Consider the following 22,023-nt stretch of genomic DNA (forward strand, 5'->3'; position numbering starts at 1 on the left):
ATGAATATTTATGCTTAAATTCTGTCATCTTTATTCAATCTTATATTTCCAATGACAACCATTATATCAATATGAAAAGAATATTACATTTTGCTTTATCAGTATTTATCCTACTCGGAATAGGATTTGGACATCAAGTCCACGCACAGCAGTATGATGAAAAAATCTACGAAGCCATCCAATGGCGAAACATCGGCCCTCATCGTGGGGGACGATCAGCTGCAGTGGCAGGAGTAGCTTCCGAGAGGAATACATTTTACTTTGGCGCTACAGGTGGTGGGGTATGGAAAACCACCGACGGAGGAAAAACCTGGGGAAATATTTCCGACGGGTATTTCGGTGGTTCTATTGGGGCAGTTGCTGTGGCAGATTCTGATCCCAATATAATCTATGTCGGTGGTGGAGAAAAGACCGTCAGGGGCAATGTTTCTTATGGCTATGGCTTTTGGAAAAGTGCCGATGCCGGAAAGACTTGGACAAGTCTAGGAATGGAAGAATCCCGCTTTGTATCTCGCATCAGAATCCATCCCACCAATCCGGATGTTGTCCTTGCTGCAGTGATGGGTGACATATTCAAACCAACAGAGATAAGAGGTGTGTACAAATCCATTGATGGAGGAAAAACCTGGAACAGAAAACTTTTTGTAAATCCCACGTCAGGAGCAGTGGATTTGGTATTGGATCCAAAAAATCCGGATGTCATGTTTGCAACGACTTGGGAACTGAAAAGAACGCCTTATAGTCTTGAAAGTGGCGGACCCGGATCCAAAATGTTCAAGAGTGTAGATGGAGGTGAGAATTGGACCGAAATTTCTACCAACAAAGGATTGCCTGAAGGTACTTTGGGAATCATCGGAGTCACCATTTCACCGGTCAACCCAAACCGTATCTGGGCCATGGTCGAAAACCTAAATGGTGGATTGTTCAGGTCAGATGACGGAGGGACGACTTGGGAGAAGACCAATGAAGATAGAAACCTCAGACAAAGAGCCTGGTACTACACCAGACTTTATGCCGATACGCAAAGCGACAGCACGGTGTATGTCCTGAATGTCGATTACCATAAATCTACTGACGGAGGCAAGACATTCAAAAATTATGATGCCCCTCACGGGGACCATCATGACCTGTGGATTGATCCAAAAGATAACCAAAGGATGATCATCGCTGATGACGGCGGAGCGCAGGTTTCTTTCGATGGAGGAGCTTCTTGGACAACTTATATGAATCAACCGACTTCCCAATTTTACAGGGTAACCACGGACAATCATTTTCCTTACAGAATCTATGGGGCACAGCAGGATAATTCCACGCTACGTATCAGCCACCGAAATGATGGAAGAGGGATTACCGAAGATGACTGGGAGCCTACAGCCGGTGGAGAAAGTGGATGGATAGCACCTGATCCAAATGACAGCGACATTGTGTATGGCGGGTCGTATGGTGGGTATTTGACTAGGGAAAACCATAGGACAAAAACCTCCAGAACGGTCAATGTGTACCCAAACAATCCCATGGGGCATGGAGCAGAAGATATGAAGTATCGTTTTCAATGGAATTTCCCCATTTTCTTTTCCCTTCATGACCCGAAAGTCCTTTACACGACTTCCAATCAATTTCACAGGTCAACAGATGGAGGACAATCTTGGGAGACTTTCAGCCCGGATTTGACAAGGAATGCAAAAGAGAAATTGGGACCTTCCGGTGGTCCGATCACCAAGGACAATACCTCTGTGGAATACTACAGTACCATTTTTACTGCGTCTGAATCTCCTTTGAAAAAAGGGGTGCTTTGGGCAGGTTCAGATGATGGATTGGTCCATGTGTCCAAGGACAACGGTAAAACCTGGGAAAATGTAACTCCAAAAGGCCTTCCTGAATGGATCCAAATCAACAGCACAGAGGGCCATCCTTTTGAGGAAGGCGGATTATACTTTGCTGCAACAGGCTATAAAAACGGTGATTTTACACCGTATCTATACAAGACCTCTGATTACGGTAAAACCTGGGCCAAAATCACCAATGGTATTGACGGACAGCATTTTACAAGGGTGATTAGGGCTGATCCGTCCAAAAAAGGGATTCTGTATGCCGGTACAGAGACAGGAATGTATATCTCTTTCAATGACGGTGCGGATTGGAAACCGTTTCAGCTCAATCTTCCAATTGTTCCTATCACAGACTTGACCATCAAGGACAACAATTTGATCGCTGCAACCCAAGGCAGGAGTTTTTGGATCGTGGATGACCTGACTGTCCTGCATCAAATGTCTGATCAAATTGGAGCAAAACCATTTCACCTTTTCAAACCGCAGGATTCTTACAGGATGGACGGTGTAAAAAGGGAGTCAAAAACTGCAGGCACCAATAGGGCCGGCGGAGTCTTGGTTTATTATCACCTGAAAGACGAACCCAAAGAGGAAGTTCGGGTGGAGTTTTATGACAACAAGAGAAATCTTCTCAGAGAATTTTCTTCCAAAGGAATCGAAAAAGATACTTTGAAGTATAAAACCGGTTCGAATGAAATCAATTGGAATCTTCGCATTCCGGATGCCAAAAGTTTTGAAGGGATGATCATGTGGTCCGGCCCGCTACGTGGCCCAAAGATTGTTCCTGGAGACTACATTGTCAGATTGATAGTGGATGGCAAGGCTGAGGAACAGACTTTCAAGGTTTTGGCGGACCCAAGGTATGAATCCACGCAAGAAGACCTTTTGGCGCAATACGATTTTCTCTTGAATGTCAGGGATAAGCTGACCGAAACCCATGAAACAATCATCATCATCAGGAAATACAGAGAGGAGTTAAATGCATTGGTTGAAAAAGATCCCAAAATGAAAAGAAGGATTGATCCTATCATTAAGAGTATTAGTGATATAGAAAAAGAATTGTACCAAACCCAAAACCAAAGCGGACAAGATCCATTGAACTTCCCGATCAGGTTGAACAATAAGTTGGCACATTTGAATTCTGTGGTCGGAACGGGAGATTACCGACCGACCGATGGCGCCGAAGAGGTACGAACAGAAATTACCAACCTGATCAATATCCAATTGACAAAATTCAGGGAAATTGAAAAAACCCAGATTTCCAAAGTTTTGAATATCGAGGAATTGAAAGCGGAGATAGAGAAGAAGTAGTTGCTGTTTTCAGGATAGTTCCCAGTCGATAGTCAATTGACCAAAGCAGTACGTAAAAAAGAAAAACCTCAGTCTAGATCGGACTGGGGTTATTTTTTTTCATAGACACCTAGAATTTTATCACGTCTAAGATCATTGGTAATAATCCAGATAGTATGCCTGTCAAAAAGCGCTGAATGTTTGAAAAGTCACTCCAAAAATTGGAGTGGCAAAAAATAGATGAAAAGCTAATCCGGACAAGTTCCCCAAACAGGTTTTGGCAAGGTCCAAGCTGAATTGGTAAAATCAATCGGAATAGTCGGGATTTTTGCCACACACCATTTTGACAGGTCCTGGTTAAAATCTGTATTCTTACTAAACATTCCATCCATTTTAGTAACATTACTGACATCCCATTCTCCAATAGCTTGGTTAAAAAAAGCCTCATAGAACCCATCGGCACCCAATCCCCCTGCAAACATGTCCTGCATGTTGGTTACCTTACTGACATTCCAAGCTCCTATAGGTTGGTTGAAAGCTGAACCATAAAACATATTCGACATATCAGAAACCTTACTGACATCCCAATTTCCTATGGGTTGGTTGAAATATGAAAATTCAAATAAGTTACTCATATCGGTTACCAAGGAGGTACATAATTTGGTCATGTCCGCTTTTTCTACAAATCTTTGTCTTAAAAACTCATTGTTTACCGCCTCAAATTCATCACCATTAAGGATTCCTTTTTGACCTGCGATGACATTTTCACATTTGCAGGTAATGCCATTTTCTGCTAAATAAAACCTCGGCTCTCCCTGTGGCTTGGGCACGAAAGTGACTATTAAAGTTTTTGGGGCATCGATAAGGGCTATTATTGGGATTTCATTAGAAATTAAATATTCCCAATACCCACCATTGGTTTCAGCGCCATATTCTCCCCAACTTTCAAATACCCATCCTTCTTTGGGGATTGGGGTCAGTTCAACCGTTGTTCCATGTGGGTACTCCCTTCCTGAAGGGTTTTCCACAACCTTTTCGGATACAATGCCCTCTCCAATAATGGTGTAATCCAAGCCATAATTCTTTTTGACAAAGACAGCAATCACCCTTTTGTCTGAATCCATTTTCAGTTCGAGAGGACTGGAAGCCCCACTTACGTCTCCTTCCCATTTTTGAAACACCCAATTTTCATTGGGTTCGGGGGTTAGGGTCACAGAAATTCCTTTGGGATAGAGGCTGTGCCAAGGAGTAAAATTGATCTTACCGGCTTCTTCGGGAGTTGAAGACATGGAAAGTTTGAATCCTTCCAGTGGTAGAGGTTCTTCTTCACAAGAGAAAAGTACCGTGAATAAAAGGATCAGAATTAATTTGGTGCTTCTCATAATTGATGAAAATTTAGGGTTGGAAAAACTTTCAATTAACTGTGACTCCAGACAATCATGTTTAATTATTTAATCCGGACATGTCCCCCAGGCAGGTTTTGGCAAATACCATTGAGTTGAAGCAAAGTCCTTTGGAATAGTTGGGATTTTTGAAACACACCATTTTGACAAGTCCTGGTTAAACTCAAAATTATCCTTGAACATAAAGTCCATATTGGTCACATTACTAACATCCCAATCCCCAATGGATTGGTTGAAAAAAATGACATTTTCTGCTGGGCCATCCCCGCCCACTGGGCCATCCCCGCCCCCATCGTCCTGATAGGCAGCAAACATCCCCTCCATGTTGGTAACATTGCTGACATCCCAATTCTGTATCGCCTGATCAATACTTACTCCCATAAACAAATAGCTCATATCCGTGACCAAAGAAGTACATAATTTGGTCAGGTCAACTTTCTCTCTGATTCTAACCCTTAGGTATTCGAGATTTACAGCTTCGTATTCCACACCGTTAATAACTCCCTTATTTCCTGCAATGACATTTTCGCACTTACAGGTGATTCCATTTTCAGCAAGGTAAAATTTCGGCTCTCCTTGTGGCTTAGGAACAAATCTTGCCGTCAACTCTATCGGTTCGTTTACAGTGATCCTTTTCGGTATTTCATTTCCTGTGAATCCCCCTCCTGCTCCCCAATTTTCAAAAACCCAACCTTCCTTTGGAACAGGGGTTAGTTCTACGATGGTCCCAGGAAAATACTCTCTTCCGGAAGGGTTTTCAACAATTGTCTCCGTAACAGTTCCTTCTCCTATGATTTCTAAATCCAGGGTATAAACTTTTTTCACAAATACCCCTATGATGTTTTTGTTAGAATTCATCTCAAAAAAGTAAGGATTGGAGGTACCAGCTGCATCTCCTTGCCATTGCTGGAACACCCATCCTTCACTGGCTACCGGAATTACCGCAACCCTTTGACCTTCAGTGAAGGCATCAAGCCATCCCGGAGATAAATAAACTTCACCGCCTTCTGCCGGAGTTGCTGTTTTAGTTATTGTATATGTCTTGACAGGAGTCTCTTCCTCACAGGAGGAGAATACTGTGAACAAGAGGATTGGAATTAATTTGGCGCTTCTCATCATTGATAAAAATTTAAGGTTTGAAAACTTCAATTTGACTCCAGACAATCATTTCTAATTATCTTTTCCGGACAGGTGCCCCAGATAGCTTTGAATAAAATGACCACCGCTTAAAGGCAGATTTCTTGGGAGGCGAAATGTAAGAGTAAATTTAACTAAGCTAAGGTTCGATAAAGAGGCAGTTGCAGTTTTTAGAGAGGAGGCTGATGATTCTTATCTGCGACTAAATTATTTTGTCGCATGATAGATTTTATTTGTCGCAGTTACTTTTCAACGAACGATTTAAAAGTATTTTTTATAAGTTTTTTATTGGATATTTCGGTATTAATTTCGCTACAACTGTAGGCAATGTTGTGCCACTGATTTCGGTGGTATAGTGCCCGGATTCGAGACCTTTTTCCCTGATCATCAACAATTGGAATGAGATGATCGGACAATGGACAATCATAGATGCAATTCTTGAGAGGATATTGAAACCATACCATGTAGGTTTATCCTGAAATTCACTCAGAAAAAAGATCGATCAATTACAAAAACTTAGTATTTTTATATCTACAGTAAGTGTCACGGTATCAACCTAATATCATTTTTATGAATATCCAGGAATTTATTTTTTCCGAAAAACGAAATGACCGCATCAAGCAACACCTGTTGTTTTGGGGGATTTGGTACCCATATATCACTTTGACCCATGCCGCATCTCCATTTGGATATCCCGAAATGGCTTACTTTAGAAACCCAGTCTATACATTTACCGAAAGTTTCTTTGTTGTATTGGCGCAAGTTCCATTGACCTACGGGATGCTTTATTTTGTTTTGCCTAAATTTATCTTGAGAAAGAAATACTTGCAGGGTCTCTTCGTTATCATCGCTTTTTGGTTTGCAGGAGGCATTTTTAACCTATATCTGATGGGTCAGGTATTTCCTCCACTTCTGGCTTACCTTTTGCCTACTGAGTATTTACCCCTAGCCCCACGTAGCGAAGGTGTGTCCTTCTTTATGGCAGTGATTGCGACAAACAAAGGTGCATTTACCATTGCATGCAGTGCGCTGATGCTAAAATTCGGTAAACACTGGTATCACAAAGAACATAGGAATCTTCAATTGCAAAAGGAAAATGCAGAATCACAGTTGAGGCTGCTGACAGCGCAGGTGCATCCCCACTTTTTATTTAATACGCTCAATAATATTTACTCTCAAACTCAGATAGAATCCCCAAAGGGTTCTAAAATGATTATGGGCCTTTCAGATATTCTCAGGTACATTTTATACGAAGGTCAAAAACCGATGGTGAGGTTAAAGCAGGAATTACAATTAATCATAGAGTATGTCAATCTTGAAAAAATACGTTACGGCAATAAACTGGAGGTAAATGTTTTGATCCCTGATACACCAAAGGATTTGTATATCGCTCCATTGCTGTTACTACCATTTGTCGAAAACTGTTTTAAGCACGGTACAAGTAACGTGTTGGAAAATCCCTGGATCAACCTGACCATTGAATTGAAAGACACAACACTTGTGATGAAACTAATGAACGGAAAAGTGCCGATGAAAGGAAAAGAACAAAAGCGTTCTGGCATCGGAATCAATAATGTGCGTAAGCGTCTTGACCTTTTGTATAAAGACAGATATGATTTGCAGATAAGAGAGGAAGAAGAAGTCTTTGTTGTTGACCTGCGGGTTGAACTCATTAGAATTACAAAAAAGAAGCAGATTGAAGAAATGAACGAACCACAAAACCCTGTTTATGCCTAATGAAAGTCATATGCCGACCAATTGCATCATTGTGGATGACGAGCCCATGGCAAGAGATGTGGTCAGGCGATACATTGATATGATACCGGGATTGAAGCTCATAGGCGAATTTGGAAATGCCATTGAAGCAACCATGTTTTTAAAAGAACAATCAGTGGATCTGATTTTTTTAGATATTAAGATGCCACAACTTAGTGGGATAGAATTTGTAAAAAGCCTTCATAATGCTCCAAAGATCATTTTCACAACCGCACACAAAGACTTTGCTTATGAAGGTTTTGAATTGGATGTTACGGATTTCCTTTTAAAACCAATCCGATTTGACCGCTTTTTAAAAGCTGTGAACAAGGCTCTACCCCAAAAACAACATGAAATTGAAACACATGGAATAACAAATGGAGAAAAAATCAATCCTGCTATTTCATTTATTTATCTGCGGGCGGATCGCAAAATGAAGAAAGTTCTGCTCGATGAAATCATTTATATTGAAAGCGACAGGGATTATGTAAAAGTTTTCACTGAAAATGGATTTATCATTACCCGTCAAACGATTGCATCAATAGAGGCATTGTTGTCTGAAAACCAGTTTGTACGTATCCACCGTTCTTTTATCATCTCGATCAGTAAATTAAAGTCCTTTACTTCTGAGACTGTGGAGATAGGAAACAAAGAACTGCCTATCGGGAAGTTATACCGAAATAATTTTTTGAAACTTCAAAGCAACTGAAACAGGATCAATATAGAATACTCCCCTAAAACTGGATCGAATGTTGAGTGTAACCTTCCGACAAAGGCATATTTTTAGACTTGCTAAACCTCTGCTATCCTTTTGTCATCAAAAGTTTCAGCTTTCCGACGAGTTATAGATTGGATTTGACATTTGGTCAAAAAAATTACTACCGCCACTTTTTAGTAATTCCGAAATAAGAAAAGGCTGAGAATAAACGCTCACAGCAATCAGTACCTGGTCGGTCAACCGCATTTTATGCTTGGAAAGATAGTCCGACGAGTACAGAAAAATCATGTAATCACCTACTGAGAAATAACTCTCTATCATTGGCTGAAATGTTACTGCGACAAACATAGATTTTAATACGACGAAATAACCAAGTCGCGGATGAGAATCATCAGACTACTATCTAAATATCAATTTTTCCTCCCTATCGATCTGATGTATGGGTAAATTTATAACTACGTTTTGTAGCCAAGATTACCTGCCTTCGAGTTGGGGTGATTTTATAAAATGTTGCACCTTGACGCAGTAAGTAGGGAGGAGAACGGATTCGAAAACAGGCATTAAGTACGATTAAGTCCAATCCTAGCCAATTTAATAGCCTGTAGTATTTTACGGTTTTTCAACCATAAACTTTTATCATTATGAAAACACTTAGATTATTTCAAATCGTTTTGTTTACTACCTTATTTTCCTGCTCAGAGGAAAAATACCTATCGATGTCGGTGTTTCCAATTGAAAGTGGGCAAATTGATTCTTCAGTGCCCCCCGGACCGATTGAGCAGGGGCAATCCGTCACCCTTACGGCATTAGCCAATGAGAACTGGGTATTCCTTAGATGGGCTGGTGCTGCAAGCGGCACGGCCAATCCGCTCGTGATTACGATGGATTCCGACAAAAGCATTGAAGCTGTATTTGTCAAGAAGGATTTTCTCCTCGAATACACCATCGTAGGAGAGGGCAAGGTCTTCGATAGGATAATTGAAAATCCTTCAGGGAGGAAGTTGCCCCATGGCACGATGGTAGAACTCACGCCTGTCCCAAAGGAAGGATGGGTATTTGAAAGTTGGATTATCGAGGATATTAACGCGGCAAGAAACTTAATTTCAAATGACAACCCTAAAACAATAAGCATTGACGGACGCAATTTCCTCATAAGGGCTGTTTTTGTTTCCAAACCCCAAGGAGAGGCAAGGTTCTTTTTCGGGGAAAACGGAGTCACATGCAAATGTGAAAATGTGATTTCAGGGCAAAAAGGAATCTTAAATGGCGTTGAATTCGAAGCTGTTAACAATGAGCTATTAAGGCAGAAAGTTAATGATAAAGCCGATCTGACCAAAGTATGCACCTCTTTAGTAACCGATATGAGTCAGTTGTTTAATGAAAGAAATTTTAACCAACCTATTCGGAATTGGGATGTAAGCAATGTCACAAACATGTCTTATATGTTTTCTAGTTCGGGGTTTAACCAACCGATTGATGCTTGGGATGTAAGCAATGTTGCCAATATGTCTTATATGTTTACTGGTTCGAGTTTTAACCAACCGATTGGGAAATGGGATGTAAGCAACGTTACCAATATGAAGGGCATGTTTGAAGCAAGAGAATTATCGCAATCGTTTCCTGATGGTGAAACAATCATTCAAGTGATAGGGGAATTCAATCAACCGATAGGAGAATGGGACGTTAGCAAAGTCACCAATATGGATTACATGTTTTCAAACCACCCCAAATTCAATCAGGATTTATCAAATTGGTGTGTTGTAAAAATACCTGTTGCGCCGACAGGCTTTTCCAATAATACTTGGCTTTGGGTATTGCCAAAACCGGTATGGGGTAGCTGTCCGGATTAGAAAACGGCAGTAAATCTTAATAGGTAACAAAAAGCGAGAGCGACATTCAATAAAACCTGGATTTTGTTTCGTGCTGCGTCAAGGGATTTCCTCAAACAGCCATGAACGAAAGCTAGGTTTTAGGGGAAGACATTCCCGAATGAAGGAAGAAAACGTCGAAGATTGACATTTTTTTTCTTCTGGTAATTGAATTCGAATTCCAATGACCTGTCCCTTGGGGGATATCGAAAACTCTTTTTAACTTCAAGAATCCAAGCATAAATTATTATGAAAAAATCATTTGGTTTCATTATTTCGGTTGTCTGCATCAGTTTCCTATTTGGATGCGAACCAGAACCAGATCCTACGCAAGGAAATCAATTTATATCACTGGATGCAAAAATCGACGAAATCATCAAGAGATATGACATTCCGGGAGCTCAAATTGCAATAATGAAAGATGAAAGATTGGTTTACCAAGGATCATATGGTTTTGCCGATAATGAGTCCAAATTGCCGGTATCGAACCAAAACGTTTTCCGAATTGCCAGTGTTTCCAAGCCAATTACGGCAATAGGAATTTACAAGCTTGCTCAAGATGGACTATTGGCTTTGGACGACAAGGTTTTTGGGGAAGGGGCAATTTTGGGAACTACATTTGGCACCAATCCGTATTCAGAAGCCATAAAATCGATCACCGTCAGACACTTGCTAGAGCACAAGGCAGGTGGCTGGACTAATGACGGAAATGATCCAATGTTCTCACTGCTTAACTACCCACAGCACCAGCTGATTGGTTATACCCTTGATACAAGACCCCTTGATTTTCAACCAGGGTCAACTTTTCTCTATTCAAACTTTGGATATTGCATTTTAGGGAGAGTTATAGAAGCAGTGAGCAGAGAAAGCTACGAAGCTTATATACGGAACAATATCTTGGAGCCTTCCGGAATTACAGGCATGTATATCGGCAGCAAAACCTTTTCCGAAGAATTTGAAAATGAGGTGCGGTATTACAATTCTCATTCAGGTTTTTCCCCATACCAAATCGACGTTAAGCGGATGGATGCAGGAGGTGGATGGGTAGCCTCTGCAACAGATTTACTCAGATTTATGGCTAGAATAGACAGACTTCCCTACAAACAGGATTTTCTGAAAGAATACTATTTGTTCCAGATGTATTTTGGGTTTTTCAATTGGATACACAATGGTGCAATGTCAGGAACCTCAGCTGTTTTGGAGAGAGTAAATGACAATTTCAGCTTTTCTGTCGTGGCCAACGGTAACAGCAATGAGTTCAACACCGCTATTGAAGCCTTTAGGAGGGCAATCAACGATGAAATAAAATCCAAAAGAAGTTGGCCGGACCATGACCTATTTTAATTTAATTAGAAAGGAATTTCTTAACAAAATCCTACCATATTTCCAGAATCGGCATTCCCTTTAGATAGATAAAAGTAAAATCCCTAAATGCCAAATTTAAAAGGTGACTAAGTTGGGAGGAGAGAATGCAGTCAACAATTGATTTCCTTCTACATTTTTTCTTTACTACTATTCATTTTGTCAAGCAGAAGTACCAAATGGGATAGGGAACAAAAAAACGGCTATAGGAAAGTTATACCGAAATAATTTTTTGAAAATACAAATCAACTGAAATAGTAGGAATATAAAATATTCCAATAAAACAGGAACGGAGGGTGGCTAAAATAGGCCATTTTGATTTGTGTCAGTACGACTAACAGCATCAAATCAGGAACTTTTTTTGTTAATTATTCTTAACTTTTCCCTGTAAATTTTTAGGATTTTAAGGACTACCAAAGATTTTGTACATTACCGCCCATTATTTTCCAGTCCCAAAAAAAATATTTCTGCCACCTAATTATTGAGAACTCTATGTTTAAACTGAAAAAAAATTTACTCCTCACCATGGCGATTGTGATGGTGGCTGTGGCCATGCCCATGAATGAGGCTTTGGCACAAAAAAAGAAAAAGAAATCCGATGCGCCTGTAGCCGCAGCTCCCGCTCCGGAAAAAAAACCTGATAAAAAAACCATCGCTGACCTGACCAAAGGCAACCATAAGTTTGAAGGCCTCTTCACATTTTATCAGGATACTGTCAGTGGAGAACTGAAAATGGAAGTCAGCAAAGATCAGTTGGGCAAAGAGTTTATTTATTTTGCCCAGATCGGAGATGGCGTCACTGATGCCGGAACCTTTAGAGGAGCTTATGGTGAAAATAACATCTTTAAGATTGTCCGCTATTTCAATAGGGTGGAATTTGTCAAACAAAACGTCTCCCATTATTTCGATCCTACAAATCCCCTAAGCCGATCCGCAGATGCCAACATCAGTCCAGGTATCATGGCAAGTGCCAAAATTGAAGCTGAAGACGCTGAAAAAGGAACAATTCTCATCAAAGCAGATAACCTCTTTTTGAAAGAAACTTTTTCGCAGATCAAAAACCCACCTTTCCCCGGTGAATCGCCAATGGCATTTAGGTTAGGCAATCTTGACAGTGAAAAAACAAAAGTACTTGCCATCAGAAGTTATGAGAAAAACACAGACCTCGCGGTAGAATATGTGTACAACAATCCCTCAGTTCTCAATGGAGGATCTTCTGCCGTAACTGACGGAAGGAATGTGAGCATCAAGGTTTTTCATAGCTTGATTGAACTGCCGGACAATGGCTATGAGCCGAGATTCGACGATCCGAGGGTGGGCTTTTTCACTACCGAAGTGACGGACATGACCTCTGCCAGCGCCACTCCTTTCAGAGATTTGATCCACAGATGGGATTTGAGAAAGAAAGATCCAAGTGCGGCTATTTCCGAACCTGTTGAGCCTATTGTTTTTTGGATAGAAAATTCAACTCCTATGGAATGGAGAGGAACAATCATGGATGCGGTATTGGAATGGAATAAAGCCTTCGAAAAGGCTGGATTCAAAAATGCCGTTCAGGTCAAAATCCAGCCGGATGATGCAGATTGGGATGCAGGAGATATCCGATACAATGTATTGAGATGGACAAGTTCACCAAATCCTCCCTTCGGTGGTTATGGTCCAAGCTTTGTCAATCCCCGAACAGGACAGATTTTAGGAGCAGACATTATGTTGGAGTTTGTATACCATACCAACAGGGTGATGTATGACAAACTTTTTGGCGAAGAAGCAGCCTTAGAAAATGGAGTTAACCATAGCAAACAACCTCATTTCTGTTTTGTAGGAGCACATCTACAAAACAATATGATGTTTGGTCAGGCTTTCCTGAGAGCACATGGAGCTTCTGACATGGAAATGGAAGGTATGAAAAAAGAAGCAATGGCTGAATTGCTGATGCATGAGGTTGGACATACGCTAGGTTTGAACCACAACATGAAAGCCTCCCAGCTATTTTCCCCAAAAGAATTGGCTGATAAAAATTTCATCGAAGGAAAAGCCCTTTCAGGATCTGTAATGGATTATTTGGCGATCAATCTTTCTCCCGATAAGAGCACCCAAGGGCATTATTTCTCTACCACAGTCGGCCCTTACGATGTGTGGGCAATCCAGGCTGGTTACACTCCTGTCAAATCCCAAGCCGAATTAGACGCGATTTTGGCACTTTCCACCAGGCCTGAACTGATTTTTGGCAATGATGCGGATGATATGAGATCTCCGGGTAAAGCCATTGATCCAAGGGTGATGATCGGTGACCTTTCCAATGATCAGATTGGCTATTCCATCCACATGATGGAAACTTCCAAAAAACTCATGGAAGGGATCAAAGAGAAATATTCAACCGATGGCCAGTCCTACGAAGAATTGACTCAAGCATATGGTGTATTGATGGGGACCTATACCACTGCGGGAGGTGTAATGTCAAGGTATATCGGTGGAGTATATGTGGACCGTGCCATGGCAGGCCAGGACGGAGCTACGCAGCCTTTCACTCCCGTTAGCGTCAAGGATCAAAAAAGGGCTTTGGATGCGATCAGCAAACACATGTTGGCCCCAAATGCCTACCAGATCCCTGAAGACCTGATCAATTACCTTGCGAGACAAAGAAGAGGATTCAACTTCTTTGGTGGACCGGAAGATCCAAAAATCCACCAGCAGGTCTTGAATTCCCAAAGAAGTGTCTTGGCCCATATGACCCACCCCAATACTTTGCAGAGAATGGTCGATTCAGAATTGTACGGCAATGAATACAACATGGCCACCTATATGAATGACTTGACCAAGGCAATATTCGATGCGGACATCAATGGCAATGTCAATACTTTCAGACAGAACCTTCAGATTGAATATGTCAATACTTTAAAAGGAATGGTAACAGGACCGCAAAGCAACAGGTATAATAATTTTGCCAAGTCTGCGGCTTTGTATAACCTGAATTATATCAAAACCAAAGTGAGCAATTCCTCAGGGAATATTTCCTCTAAGGCCCACAAAGACCACTTGAAGTTGGTCATCAACAATACCTTGGAAGATGTGAAGTAAAAAAAGCAAAACATTGTTTCTATAGCCTCAGGCCGGTCAGGTCTGAGGTTTTTTTATTCCGGCAACTATTGGCACCAGAAAGGAATGTTTTTGTGTCCTTGGATATTGGATGATTATCTGATTTTTTGGAAGGTTTGGTAATGTAATTTGGTTAAAATTTTCATGTTTTTTGTGGTCTAAAATTCGGTTGAAATAGAAATTTAGACTAGCTTTAATTACTGTAAAAGGTAAAAGAATCACGTTTAAAAACTCAAAATACTGTACCATGAATTACACAGAAAATTATAACGGAATCAAAATTGATGTGCAGGCACCGCAGGTAGATTTGCCGGAAGGTTTGCAGGCCCAAATCAGAAAATCAATTGACAAAATCTCCAGGTTCACCGACAATATCAATGCTGTGGATATCTATTTTAATATTTCAGGAAAAGGAAAAACAGCAGAAAGGATTATAGGTATGAGGGTCGGTGTTCCCGGCCCGGATGTTTATTCTGAGGAAAAAGGAAAGGAGAGATGGAATACGATGCTAAGGAGTGTCACTGACAAAAATATCCGTATGCTTCAAAAAGATAAATAGGAATCCTTTCAGAAAATTTATTTAAAAGCTTCAGGTTAAAAAAGCCTGAAGCTTTTTATTTGATCTACAAAATTCAAAGCGCTTTGTGGGGACACGATCAGGATAAAAGCAATTCCGAATAATGCGCCATACAGGTGGGCATCATGGTTGATACCATCGCCGCCTTTTTTGGATTGGACAAGGCTGTAAATCAAAAACAAGACTCCCAGCGCAAAACCCGGAAGACAAAGCAAACCAAAAAGACAAATGTCAGACAGAGGCATCAAGATAATGCTGCCAAACACCGTAGCGGCTACCCCGCCGGATGCTCCAAGAGCGCGGTAGAAAGAATGTGATTGATGTTTGAAATACGTCGGAATGTCTGCAATTACAATTGCGCCGACGTAGAACAGTAGGTACATGCCAATCCCCGCTGCCTGTCCGAACTTAATCATGAGGAAGCTTTCCACCACCCTCCCAAAAAAATAGAAAGTAAACATGTTAAAGAGCAAATGGGTCCCATCCTTATGGATAAATCCAGAGAGGATAAACCGATCCCATTGGTTCTTTTTTTGGATTTGGTAGGGCGTAAACATCCACCTTTCCATCAGGTTGGGCTTTTGCCAAGCTAAGTATGAAGTCAAGACTGTCAGCGCAATGATGAGAACCGTTGCAGATAATTCCATGAAGTAATGTTAGATTATTTTTCCCGGTGCACCAGGTCTTGGGTAAGTTGAAGAAGGGATGTATAGATGTCCTTGTTGGGAACTTCAAGAGAAGCAAATTGCTCAAAGCCTTTGTCGAAGTATGCTTTCATTTTGGCTTCGGTCAGGCTTTTGATCTCCAATGAATCATAAATTGCCGTGACTGCAGCCACTTTTTCTTCTTTGTTAAAAGTCTTAGCCTCAAGCCAGGACTCCAATTTGATTTTGGAATCTCCCTCAGCCAATTCTTTGGCTTTGATGAGGAGGAAAGTCTTTTTATTGGAAATGATATCGCCACCGACCTGCTTGCCGAATTTGTCTTTGTCGGCATAGACGTCGAGCAAATCATCTTTGAGTTGAAAACCGATACCGATATTGACTCCAAAATCATAGAGTTTTTGTGCATCTTCGACGCTAGCCTCTGCCAGGATTGCCCCAAACTGAAGTGCAAATCCGAGCAAAACAGCTGTTTTTTGCCTAATCATGTCGATGTAAGCTTCTTCAGAGACAGTATTTTGGGATTCAAAATTCATGTCATGCTGTTGGCCTTCGCAAACTTCGGCAGCTGTTTGATTGAACAGGCGGATGGATTCCCAGAATTTACCGGGTTCAATGTCCAGGAGCATGTCATAAGCCTTGACCAGCATCACATCCCCGGAAAGAATCGCTGTATTGGCATTCCATTTTTCATGGACAGTTGCTTTTCCCCTGCGTAGCGGGGCATCATCCATGATGTCGTCATGCATCAGGGTGAAGTTGTGGAAAACCTCCACAGCCGATGCGGGATTCATGATGTTTTGGTAGTCAGATTTATACAGCGAATAAGCCATCAGGGTAAGCAAAGGGCGGATTCTTTTTCCGCCCAGGCTCATGATGTATGAAATCGGCTCGTAAAGTTCTTGGGGTGATTGTCCGTAAGAATGCCTTTGGATATGTTTTTCTAAATCCTGTAAGATTTTATCTACGCTTATTTCTTGGTTCATTATCTGCAAATTCCAGGTCTATAGTTCTTCTATCAATGTCCGTGGCTACTACACGTACCATTACTTTTTCACCCAAAGTGATCATTTTTTTATTTCTTGTCCCAATGAGACGCATATTTTTTTCGTCAAATTGGTAATAATCGTCCTTCATGTCCTGAACCCTGATCATTCCTTCACACTTGGTTTCGGTGATTTCCACAAAAACTCCCCATTCTGTCACTCCGGTAACGATACCATCATAATCCTTTTCCTCAGCAAGGGACATGAATTCCACTTGTTTGTATTTGATGGAAGCTCTCTCTGAATCAGCAGCCCTTTTTTCCCTTTCTGAAGAATGGAGACATTTGTCTTCCCAGGTTTCTGCCTCAGGTGACTTGCCACCATCAAGATAATGCTGCAGTAATCTGTGCACCATCATATCCGGATACCTTCGAATAGGGGAGGTGAAGTGGGTATAATGTTGGAATGCCAAACCAAAGTGACCTTTTGCTTCTGTCGTATATTTGGCTTTGGCCATGCTTCGGATTGCAAGCTGTTCTAAGACATTCTGTTCCGGCTTACCGAGAATCTCTTCCATGAGTTTATTCAAAGCCATAGAGATTCTAGTTCCTTCCCCGATTTTCATTTCATGGCCAAATTTCTTGGCAAAATTGGCAAAAGTCTCCAATCGCTCCACATCCGGGTGGTCGTGAATCCTATATACAAATGTATCCTTTCCTTTGTTTTTGTTGAAGACAAATTCTGCAACAGTCCTATTGGCTAATAGCATAAATTCCTCAATCAATTTGTGAATGTCCTTTCTCTCTTTGACAAAGAGACCGAGTGGCTTTCCTTTTTCATCCAATTTGAATTTGACTTCCACCGTCTCAAAATTGACTGCTCCTTTATCAAATCTTCTTTTTCGGAGCTTTTTGGCAAGATCATTCAAGAGTGTGAGTTCCTTGTAGAAATCACCTTCCTGCTTGTCGATGTTTTCCTGACCTTCTTCATAGGCAAATCGCCTGTCGGAATGCGTTACTGTCCGACCTATCCAAGTATTCAGAACATCGGCATTTTCATCCATTTCAAAAACACAGGAGAATGTCAGTTTGTCCTCGTTGGGTCTAAGCGAACAAAGCCCGTTGCTGAGTCTTTCAGGTAACATCGGGATGGTTCTGTCTACCAAATAAACTGAAGTAGCCCTTTCGTAAGCTTCTTTCTCCAATTTGGTTTTTGGCTTGACATAGTGGGTCACGTCGGCGATATGGACACCGATTTCAAGGTTTCCGTTTTCCAATACCCTGTAGGATATCGCATCATCAAAATCCTTGGCATCAGCCGGATCAATGGTAAATGTGGGAATGCCCCGCATATCGCGGCGGTTTTTGATTTCTTCAGGTGAAATTTCCTCGGGGATTAGGTTTGCTTCATCTTCGACTTCTTTGGGGTATTCGAAGGGCAAACCAAACTCAGCCATGATGGAATGGATCTCAACTTCATGTTCTCCGGCTTTTCCAAGAACACGGGTGACTTTCCCTGTCGGATTTTTGTCGTCCTCGCGCCAGTCGGAGAGTTTGACAACTACTTTTTGGTTGTGTTCGGCTCCACCAAGGTCACCCCTGTGGACAAAAATGTCATAGTGCATCTTTTTGAAATCAGGCACGACAAAGGCGAATCTCGGGGATATTTCTACCCTACCGACAAACTCATCCCTGCTTCGGCTGACGATTTCCAATACTTTTCCTTCGAGCCTTCCGGTACTTCCTTTGACTGGGTATACCATGATTCTGACACGGTCACCATCCAAGGCATGTTTTAGATCGGCTTCTTTTATGAGGACATCTTCCTCCAATCCATGTTTTGCATCAGGTTTGATGAATGCAAAGCGCGGATTGACAAAATCCACTTCCCCTTCGATGAACTCAGGTTCTTTGACCGAAGCAAAATAATTTCTTGGTGATTTGGATATGTTGCCTGCTGCGGCAAGTTTATGTAACATCGGTTCTACACCGCCTTTGGCGATGGAGTCGCGGATTTCAAGTTTCTTGATAATCTGTTTGGCATTGAATTCTTTGCCGTAATTGTTATCCAAAAAATTGAGTACTTTTTTGGCCAGTTGGGCGGCATCTATCACCTTTCCGCTTTTTTTGCCCTTTTGGCCCTGATTATTTGATTTTCTTCCCATGAAAGTTTATTTCCAATTGTGTAATGATAAGCCCTGAATCTGTGCGAAATGGGCCGTGTTGTTTGTGATTAGTTGTAGGTCGGAATGGATTGCAATCCCGGCTATCAGTAAGTCAATTTCGCCAATAGTTATCCCTTTTCTCCTAAGGTCAGCATATATTTTTGCTGATAGCCTTACGGAATTATGAGAAATGTTTAGGACTTCACATTTGCTGATGAAAGTTTCAAATTTTTCCATTTGTTTTTGAGCTTGTTTGTATTCAAGTCCCTGAAAAAACTCAAATACAGTCAATTCAGAAATGGTCAATTTCGGATGAGAGGATAAGTAATTACTTAAATTTCGAGATGTATTTTCATCATCGTCAAAAAAATTAATAAGTGTATCCGTATCTAAAATGGATTTTCTCAAATGGTATTGTGTGATTTAGATCCCTTCAATCGCTTTTCAGGCAGACCTGTTGTTAATTCTGTTTTGAAATCATCATCCATATTTTTAAGAAACCCTTTATATGCAAGTATTTCTTCCTTACCAGAGTTTTCTTTTTCCAATTCATTCAAAAAAGTAACCACAACATTCAATTCCTCCAAAGAAAGACTTTCAATCCTTTCCAAAACCGTTTCTTTCAGGCTTTTTACTGTGGTAGATTCCATTGTCTCACTTACTTTTTCTAAAGTTAATAAAAAACTTAAAGCAGAATTGGTTCCAATTTGGTTTTATTAACCAAAATCCTTCCAAGAAAGCAACTTACCGCTGCTGCGTATTTGCGACTCCTTGCCGCCATATACCAAGAATTTTTTCAGGTTTTGGATTTGTGAGATTTTTTCAAACTTGTTGAGCCCGACATTATACAGGTTCAATTTTGAAATAACATGACATAAACTTTGAAATAACACGACATGAATTTTGAAATTACATACTTTGAATTTTGAATTGACATGTGGTTTATTAGTTTTTATATATTCGAAAAGAGTCATAATGGGCTTATTTGCCTTATGCAGTTACTGATTTGGATCATCCTTCATTGTCCCTGTTAATCACTTCCATTTCGATATCAGGCGGCAGTCCTTGGAATGCCAAATATATCTGAGCTGTCACCACAACATCACGCAGGCAATATTTCCTTATCGATTCCAAGTCTTTTTGGATATAATAGGCTTCATTGACCTGAGAACCGTCGATGGACTCCTTGGAAGTAGGGATGTCAAAAATGGCAGCAAGCAATTCGAGCCTGGTGTAATGCTTATAATCCCCGAATTTCCACAGTTCCAAAGTATCAAGGTGACGGACTTCCCAAGGTTTTTTGCCTGCGATCTGCAATGGTTCAGGAAGAGGAATCCTATTTATCAAGATCCTTCTGCTGAGGTAAGGGAAGTCAAATTCCTTTCCATTGTGGGCACAAAGGATCCATTTTTTCTTTTGGAGTAATTCACAAAAGGCAGTCAGGGTGTCGTATTCCAATTCTTCCCCATAGCTTTTGGTCCGGAATTCCAATTTATTTTCTTCCTCCAGATAATGGAAGTATCCGACTCCCACGCAGATGACTTTACCAAATTCAGCATAAATTCCTGCTTTTTGGAAAAATAAACTTCCGGGTTCCACATCTTCCTCTTTAGGAATGATATGCTTTTCTTTTTTAAGCCACTCATCCTGTAGCCGCGGAGGCAATTCCTTAAAATCGGATTCCAAAGAGGCAGTCTCGATATCCAAAAAAAGGACATCCCCTAATTCACTCAAAAAATTTCCCATATAAATGATTTTTAGATTGTTTCCTTTTTATCTTCCAAATATTCATTGGACAATCCCATTTCTGGAATTGATTCAATTACTCATTAAGATATTGGGATATTAGTTAATATTCAACTAAAAATCAAAAAATCATATAAATTCAATTCTGCCATTATGAATGGAGCACACCTTTCAATCCCAATTCAGGGATAAAGCTCAGATTGGAAGGGTCCATACTCCCTTCTGCGAAAATGAATTTTTTGTCAAAAATCTGATCTAGGATATAATAACTGACCCAATATTCATTGGTCAATGCAAAAAGGGCAGGGTCAATCGGTTCGATTTTGGCGATGGATTCTGAACCAAGTTCTTGGATCATGTGTCTCAAAACCGAGGTTTTCTTTTCTTCTCCACCGATTTGGCCATACCCTTTTGAGGTAATCATCACAGTATTCAATTCAATCAGGTTGAGATTGATGATGTAAACCGACCATTCGGTATTGCCGTTGGTTTCTTCTTTGGCAATGGCAAGCTTGACTCCCGTGACAGGGTGAAAGTCGATGTCTTTTTTCATTTAAATTAGACGTGAGATGTGAGACGTGAGATTTGAGAATATAGAGTCAACCGTTATTTACAGTAGCTATATCAACTTTATTTCAACCTTATTTCTATTGTATTTCAATCATATTTCTACTGTATTTCCATTTTTTCAAATCAACTCCATCCCAAATAGTTTTATAAGATGATTTTTGACTTTTTCCTTTACTTCAGTTTCGCCTAGGGGGTGTCCAAGTTCTAAATGCATCGAAGTGACTGCTTTGTCCGCTATGCCACAAGGCACAATGTTTTTGAAATAGCCAATGTCAGCATTGATGTTAAAAGCGAAGCCATGCATGGTTACCCATCGGCTGGATTTTACGCCAAGCGCACAGATTTTTCTGGGATTTTTTTGCTCCAAATAGTCCAGCCAAACCCCTGTCAATCCCTCGATTCTGCCTGCCTCGATCCCATATTCTGACAAAGTCAAAATAATGGCTTCTTCGAGAAGTCTCAGGTATTTGTGGATGTCGGTAAAGAAATTATCGAGATCAATAATGGGGTATCCCACCAACTGTCCGGGACCATGATAAGTGATGTCACCTCCCCTGTTGATTTTGTAAAAAGTAGCATCCTTATCTTTCAGGCCCTTTTCATCCAGCAAGAGATGGGATAATTCACCGCTTTTTCCCAAAGTGTAGACATGTGGATGCTCGACAAAAATCAAGTAGTTGTCAGTGGAAATTTGCGATTCCGGGCCGGTTTGACGGTTTTGGATTTTAAGTGAAACGGTCTTTGCAAAAAGCTCCTCCTGGAAATCCCAAGTTTCTTTGTAATCCTTGATGCCGAGATCGATGAACTTAACTTTTTTATTGATAACTTGATTCACAGTTTTTCTTTAAATCCAAATGAGA

17 protein-coding genes are annotated in these 22,023 nt (G+C 40.8%); 7 read left to right on the top strand and 10 right to left on the bottom strand.

The window, feature by feature from the left end; translation table 11 throughout:
* Window positions 1–71: 71 nt before the first annotated feature.
* The gene (locus MMU05_RS19645) at window positions 72–3,140 is read left to right on the top strand and encodes a WD40/YVTN/BNR-like repeat-containing protein (RefSeq protein WP_241143370.1); all 3,069 of its coding nucleotides are present in this window, start codon (window positions 72–74) and stop codon (window positions 3,138–3,140) included.
* A gap of 227 nt (window positions 3,141–3,367) precedes the next feature.
* Here the strand turns inward: MMU05_RS19645 and MMU05_RS19650 are convergent, their stop codons facing one another.
* Both MMU05_RS19650 and MMU05_RS19655 read right to left on the bottom strand, forming a co-directional pair.
* Entirely contained in the window at window positions 3,368–4,501 is a 1,134-nt protein-coding gene (locus tag MMU05_RS19650) for a BspA family leucine-rich repeat surface protein (RefSeq protein WP_241143371.1), read from the bottom strand.
* A gap of 69 nt (window positions 4,502–4,570) precedes the next feature.
* Window positions 4,571–5,641, bottom strand: a complete 1,071-nt coding sequence (locus tag MMU05_RS19655) for a BspA family leucine-rich repeat surface protein (RefSeq protein WP_241143372.1) — start codon at window positions 5,639–5,641, stop codon at window positions 4,571–4,573.
* A gap of 588 nt (window positions 5,642–6,229) precedes the next feature.
* Between MMU05_RS19655 and MMU05_RS19660 the strand changes: the two genes are divergently transcribed.
* From MMU05_RS19660 to MMU05_RS19685, 6 genes are all read left to right on the top strand, one after another.
* The gene (locus MMU05_RS19660; protein ID WP_241143373.1) at window positions 6,230–7,396 is read left to right on the top strand and encodes a sensor histidine kinase; all 1,167 of its coding nucleotides are present in this window, start codon (window positions 6,230–6,232) and stop codon (window positions 7,394–7,396) included.
* Window positions 7,389–8,123, top strand: a complete 735-nt coding sequence (locus MMU05_RS19665) for a LytR/AlgR family response regulator transcription factor (RefSeq protein ID WP_241143374.1) — start codon at window positions 7,389–7,391, stop codon at window positions 8,121–8,123. The genes MMU05_RS19660 and MMU05_RS19665 overlap by 8 nt, the downstream gene beginning before the upstream one ends.
* A gap of 650 nt (window positions 8,124–8,773) precedes the next feature.
* Window positions 8,774–9,982, top strand: coding sequence for a BspA family leucine-rich repeat surface protein (locus tag MMU05_RS19670; protein WP_241143375.1), 1,209 nt, complete (start codon window positions 8,774–8,776; stop codon window positions 9,980–9,982).
* Between the two features lie 267 nt (window positions 9,983–10,249).
* Complete coding sequence (locus MMU05_RS19675) at window positions 10,250–11,344, top strand: serine hydrolase domain-containing protein (protein ID WP_241143376.1); 1,095 nt, start codon at window positions 10,250–10,252, stop codon at window positions 11,342–11,344.
* Window positions 11,345–11,854: 510 nt separating this feature from the next.
* Entirely contained in the window at window positions 11,855–14,440 is a 2,586-nt protein-coding gene (locus MMU05_RS19680; protein WP_241143377.1) for a zinc-dependent metalloprotease, read from the top strand.
* Window positions 14,441–14,705: 265 nt separating this feature from the next.
* A complete protein-coding gene (locus MMU05_RS19685) occupies window positions 14,706–15,017 on the top strand; it encodes an HPF/RaiA family ribosome-associated protein (protein WP_241143378.1) in 312 nt (103 codons plus the stop codon).
* Between the two features lie 35 nt (window positions 15,018–15,052).
* On the opposite strand, the gene MMU05_RS19690 is transcribed toward MMU05_RS19685, so the two are convergent.
* The 8 genes from MMU05_RS19690 to lipB form a co-directional block, all read right to left on the bottom strand.
* Window positions 15,053–15,682, bottom strand: a complete 630-nt coding sequence (locus MMU05_RS19690) for a rhomboid family intramembrane serine protease (RefSeq protein ID WP_241143379.1) — start codon at window positions 15,680–15,682, stop codon at window positions 15,053–15,055.
* A 14-nt stretch (window positions 15,683–15,696) separates the two neighbouring features.
* Complete coding sequence (locus tag MMU05_RS19695; RefSeq protein WP_241143380.1) at window positions 15,697–16,683, bottom strand: polyprenyl synthetase family protein; 987 nt, start codon at window positions 16,681–16,683, stop codon at window positions 15,697–15,699.
* A complete protein-coding gene (rnr, locus tag MMU05_RS19700) occupies window positions 16,658–18,847 on the bottom strand; it encodes a ribonuclease R (protein ID WP_241143381.1) in 2,190 nt (729 codons plus the stop codon). Before rnr ends, MMU05_RS19695 begins: the two co-directional genes overlap by 26 nt.
* Window positions 18,848–18,853: 6 nt before the next feature.
* Window positions 18,854–19,255 (bottom strand): type II toxin-antitoxin system VapC family toxin, encoded by a 402-nt coding sequence (locus MMU05_RS19705; RefSeq protein ID WP_241143382.1) that lies wholly within the window; start codon window positions 19,253–19,255, stop codon window positions 18,854–18,856.
* Window positions 19,252–19,497: a hypothetical protein gene (locus MMU05_RS19710; RefSeq protein WP_241143383.1), complete on the bottom strand. Its 246-nt coding sequence runs from the start codon at window positions 19,495–19,497 to the stop codon at window positions 19,252–19,254. The genes MMU05_RS19705 and MMU05_RS19710 overlap by 4 nt, the downstream gene beginning before the upstream one ends.
* 361 nt (window positions 19,498–19,858) lie before the next feature.
* Entirely contained in the window at window positions 19,859–20,593 is a 735-nt protein-coding gene (locus tag MMU05_RS19715) for a 3'-5' exonuclease (protein ID WP_241143384.1), read from the bottom strand.
* Between the two features lie 151 nt (window positions 20,594–20,744).
* Complete coding sequence (locus MMU05_RS19720) at window positions 20,745–21,146, bottom strand: hypothetical protein (protein ID WP_241143385.1); 402 nt, start codon at window positions 21,144–21,146, stop codon at window positions 20,745–20,747.
* 135 nt (window positions 21,147–21,281) lie between these two features.
* Window positions 21,282–21,998: a lipoyl(octanoyl) transferase LipB gene (gene lipB, locus MMU05_RS19725; RefSeq protein ID WP_241143386.1), complete on the bottom strand. Its 717-nt coding sequence runs from the start codon at window positions 21,996–21,998 to the stop codon at window positions 21,282–21,284.
* Between the last annotated feature and the right edge of the window lie 25 nt (window positions 21,999–22,023).

This window comes from Cognataquiflexum rubidum, assembly GCF_022538115.1.
Lineage (GTDB): Bacteria > Bacteroidota > Bacteroidia > Cytophagales > Cyclobacteriaceae > Cognataquiflexum > Cognataquiflexum rubidum.

What these genes read in the sequence shown, in the direction of transcription:
- MMU05_RS19645 (WP_241143370.1), top strand. Translation starts at nt 72, where the DNA reads ATGAAAAGAATATTACATTTTGCTTTATCAGTATTTATCCTACTCGGA.
- MMU05_RS19650 (WP_241143371.1), bottom strand. Translation starts at nt 4,501, where the DNA reads ATGAGAAGCACCAAATTAATTCTGATCCTTTTATTCACGGTACTTTTC.
- MMU05_RS19655 (WP_241143372.1), bottom strand. Translation starts at nt 5,641, where the DNA reads ATGATGAGAAGCGCCAAATTAATTCCAATCCTCTTGTTCACAGTATTC.
- MMU05_RS19660 (WP_241143373.1), top strand. Translation starts at nt 6,230, where the DNA reads ATGAATATCCAGGAATTTATTTTTTCCGAAAAACGAAATGACCGCATC.
- MMU05_RS19665 (WP_241143374.1), top strand. Translation starts at nt 7,389, where the DNA reads ATGCCTAATGAAAGTCATATGCCGACCAATTGCATCATTGTGGATGAC.
- MMU05_RS19670 (WP_241143375.1), top strand. Translation starts at nt 8,774, where the DNA reads ATGAAAACACTTAGATTATTTCAAATCGTTTTGTTTACTACCTTATTT.
- MMU05_RS19675 (WP_241143376.1), top strand. Translation starts at nt 10,250, where the DNA reads ATGAAAAAATCATTTGGTTTCATTATTTCGGTTGTCTGCATCAGTTTC.
- MMU05_RS19680 (WP_241143377.1), top strand. Translation starts at nt 11,855, where the DNA reads ATGTTTAAACTGAAAAAAAATTTACTCCTCACCATGGCGATTGTGATG.
- MMU05_RS19685 (WP_241143378.1), top strand. Translation starts at nt 14,706, where the DNA reads ATGAATTACACAGAAAATTATAACGGAATCAAAATTGATGTGCAGGCA.
- MMU05_RS19690 (WP_241143379.1), bottom strand. Translation starts at nt 15,682, where the DNA reads ATGGAATTATCTGCAACGGTTCTCATCATTGCGCTGACAGTCTTGACT.
- MMU05_RS19695 (WP_241143380.1), bottom strand. Translation starts at nt 16,683, where the DNA reads ATGAACCAAGAAATAAGCGTAGATAAAATCTTACAGGATTTAGAAAAA.
- rnr (WP_241143381.1), bottom strand. Translation starts at nt 18,847, where the DNA reads ATGGGAAGAAAATCAAATAATCAGGGCCAAAAGGGCAAAAAAAGCGGA.
- MMU05_RS19710 (WP_241143383.1), bottom strand. Translation starts at nt 19,497, where the DNA reads ATGGAATCTACCACAGTAAAAAGCCTGAAAGAAACGGTTTTGGAAAGG.
- MMU05_RS19715 (WP_241143384.1), bottom strand. Translation starts at nt 20,593, where the DNA reads ATGGGAAATTTTTTGAGTGAATTAGGGGATGTCCTTTTTTTGGATATC.
- MMU05_RS19720 (WP_241143385.1), bottom strand. Translation starts at nt 21,146, where the DNA reads ATGAAAAAAGACATCGACTTTCACCCTGTCACGGGAGTCAAGCTTGCC.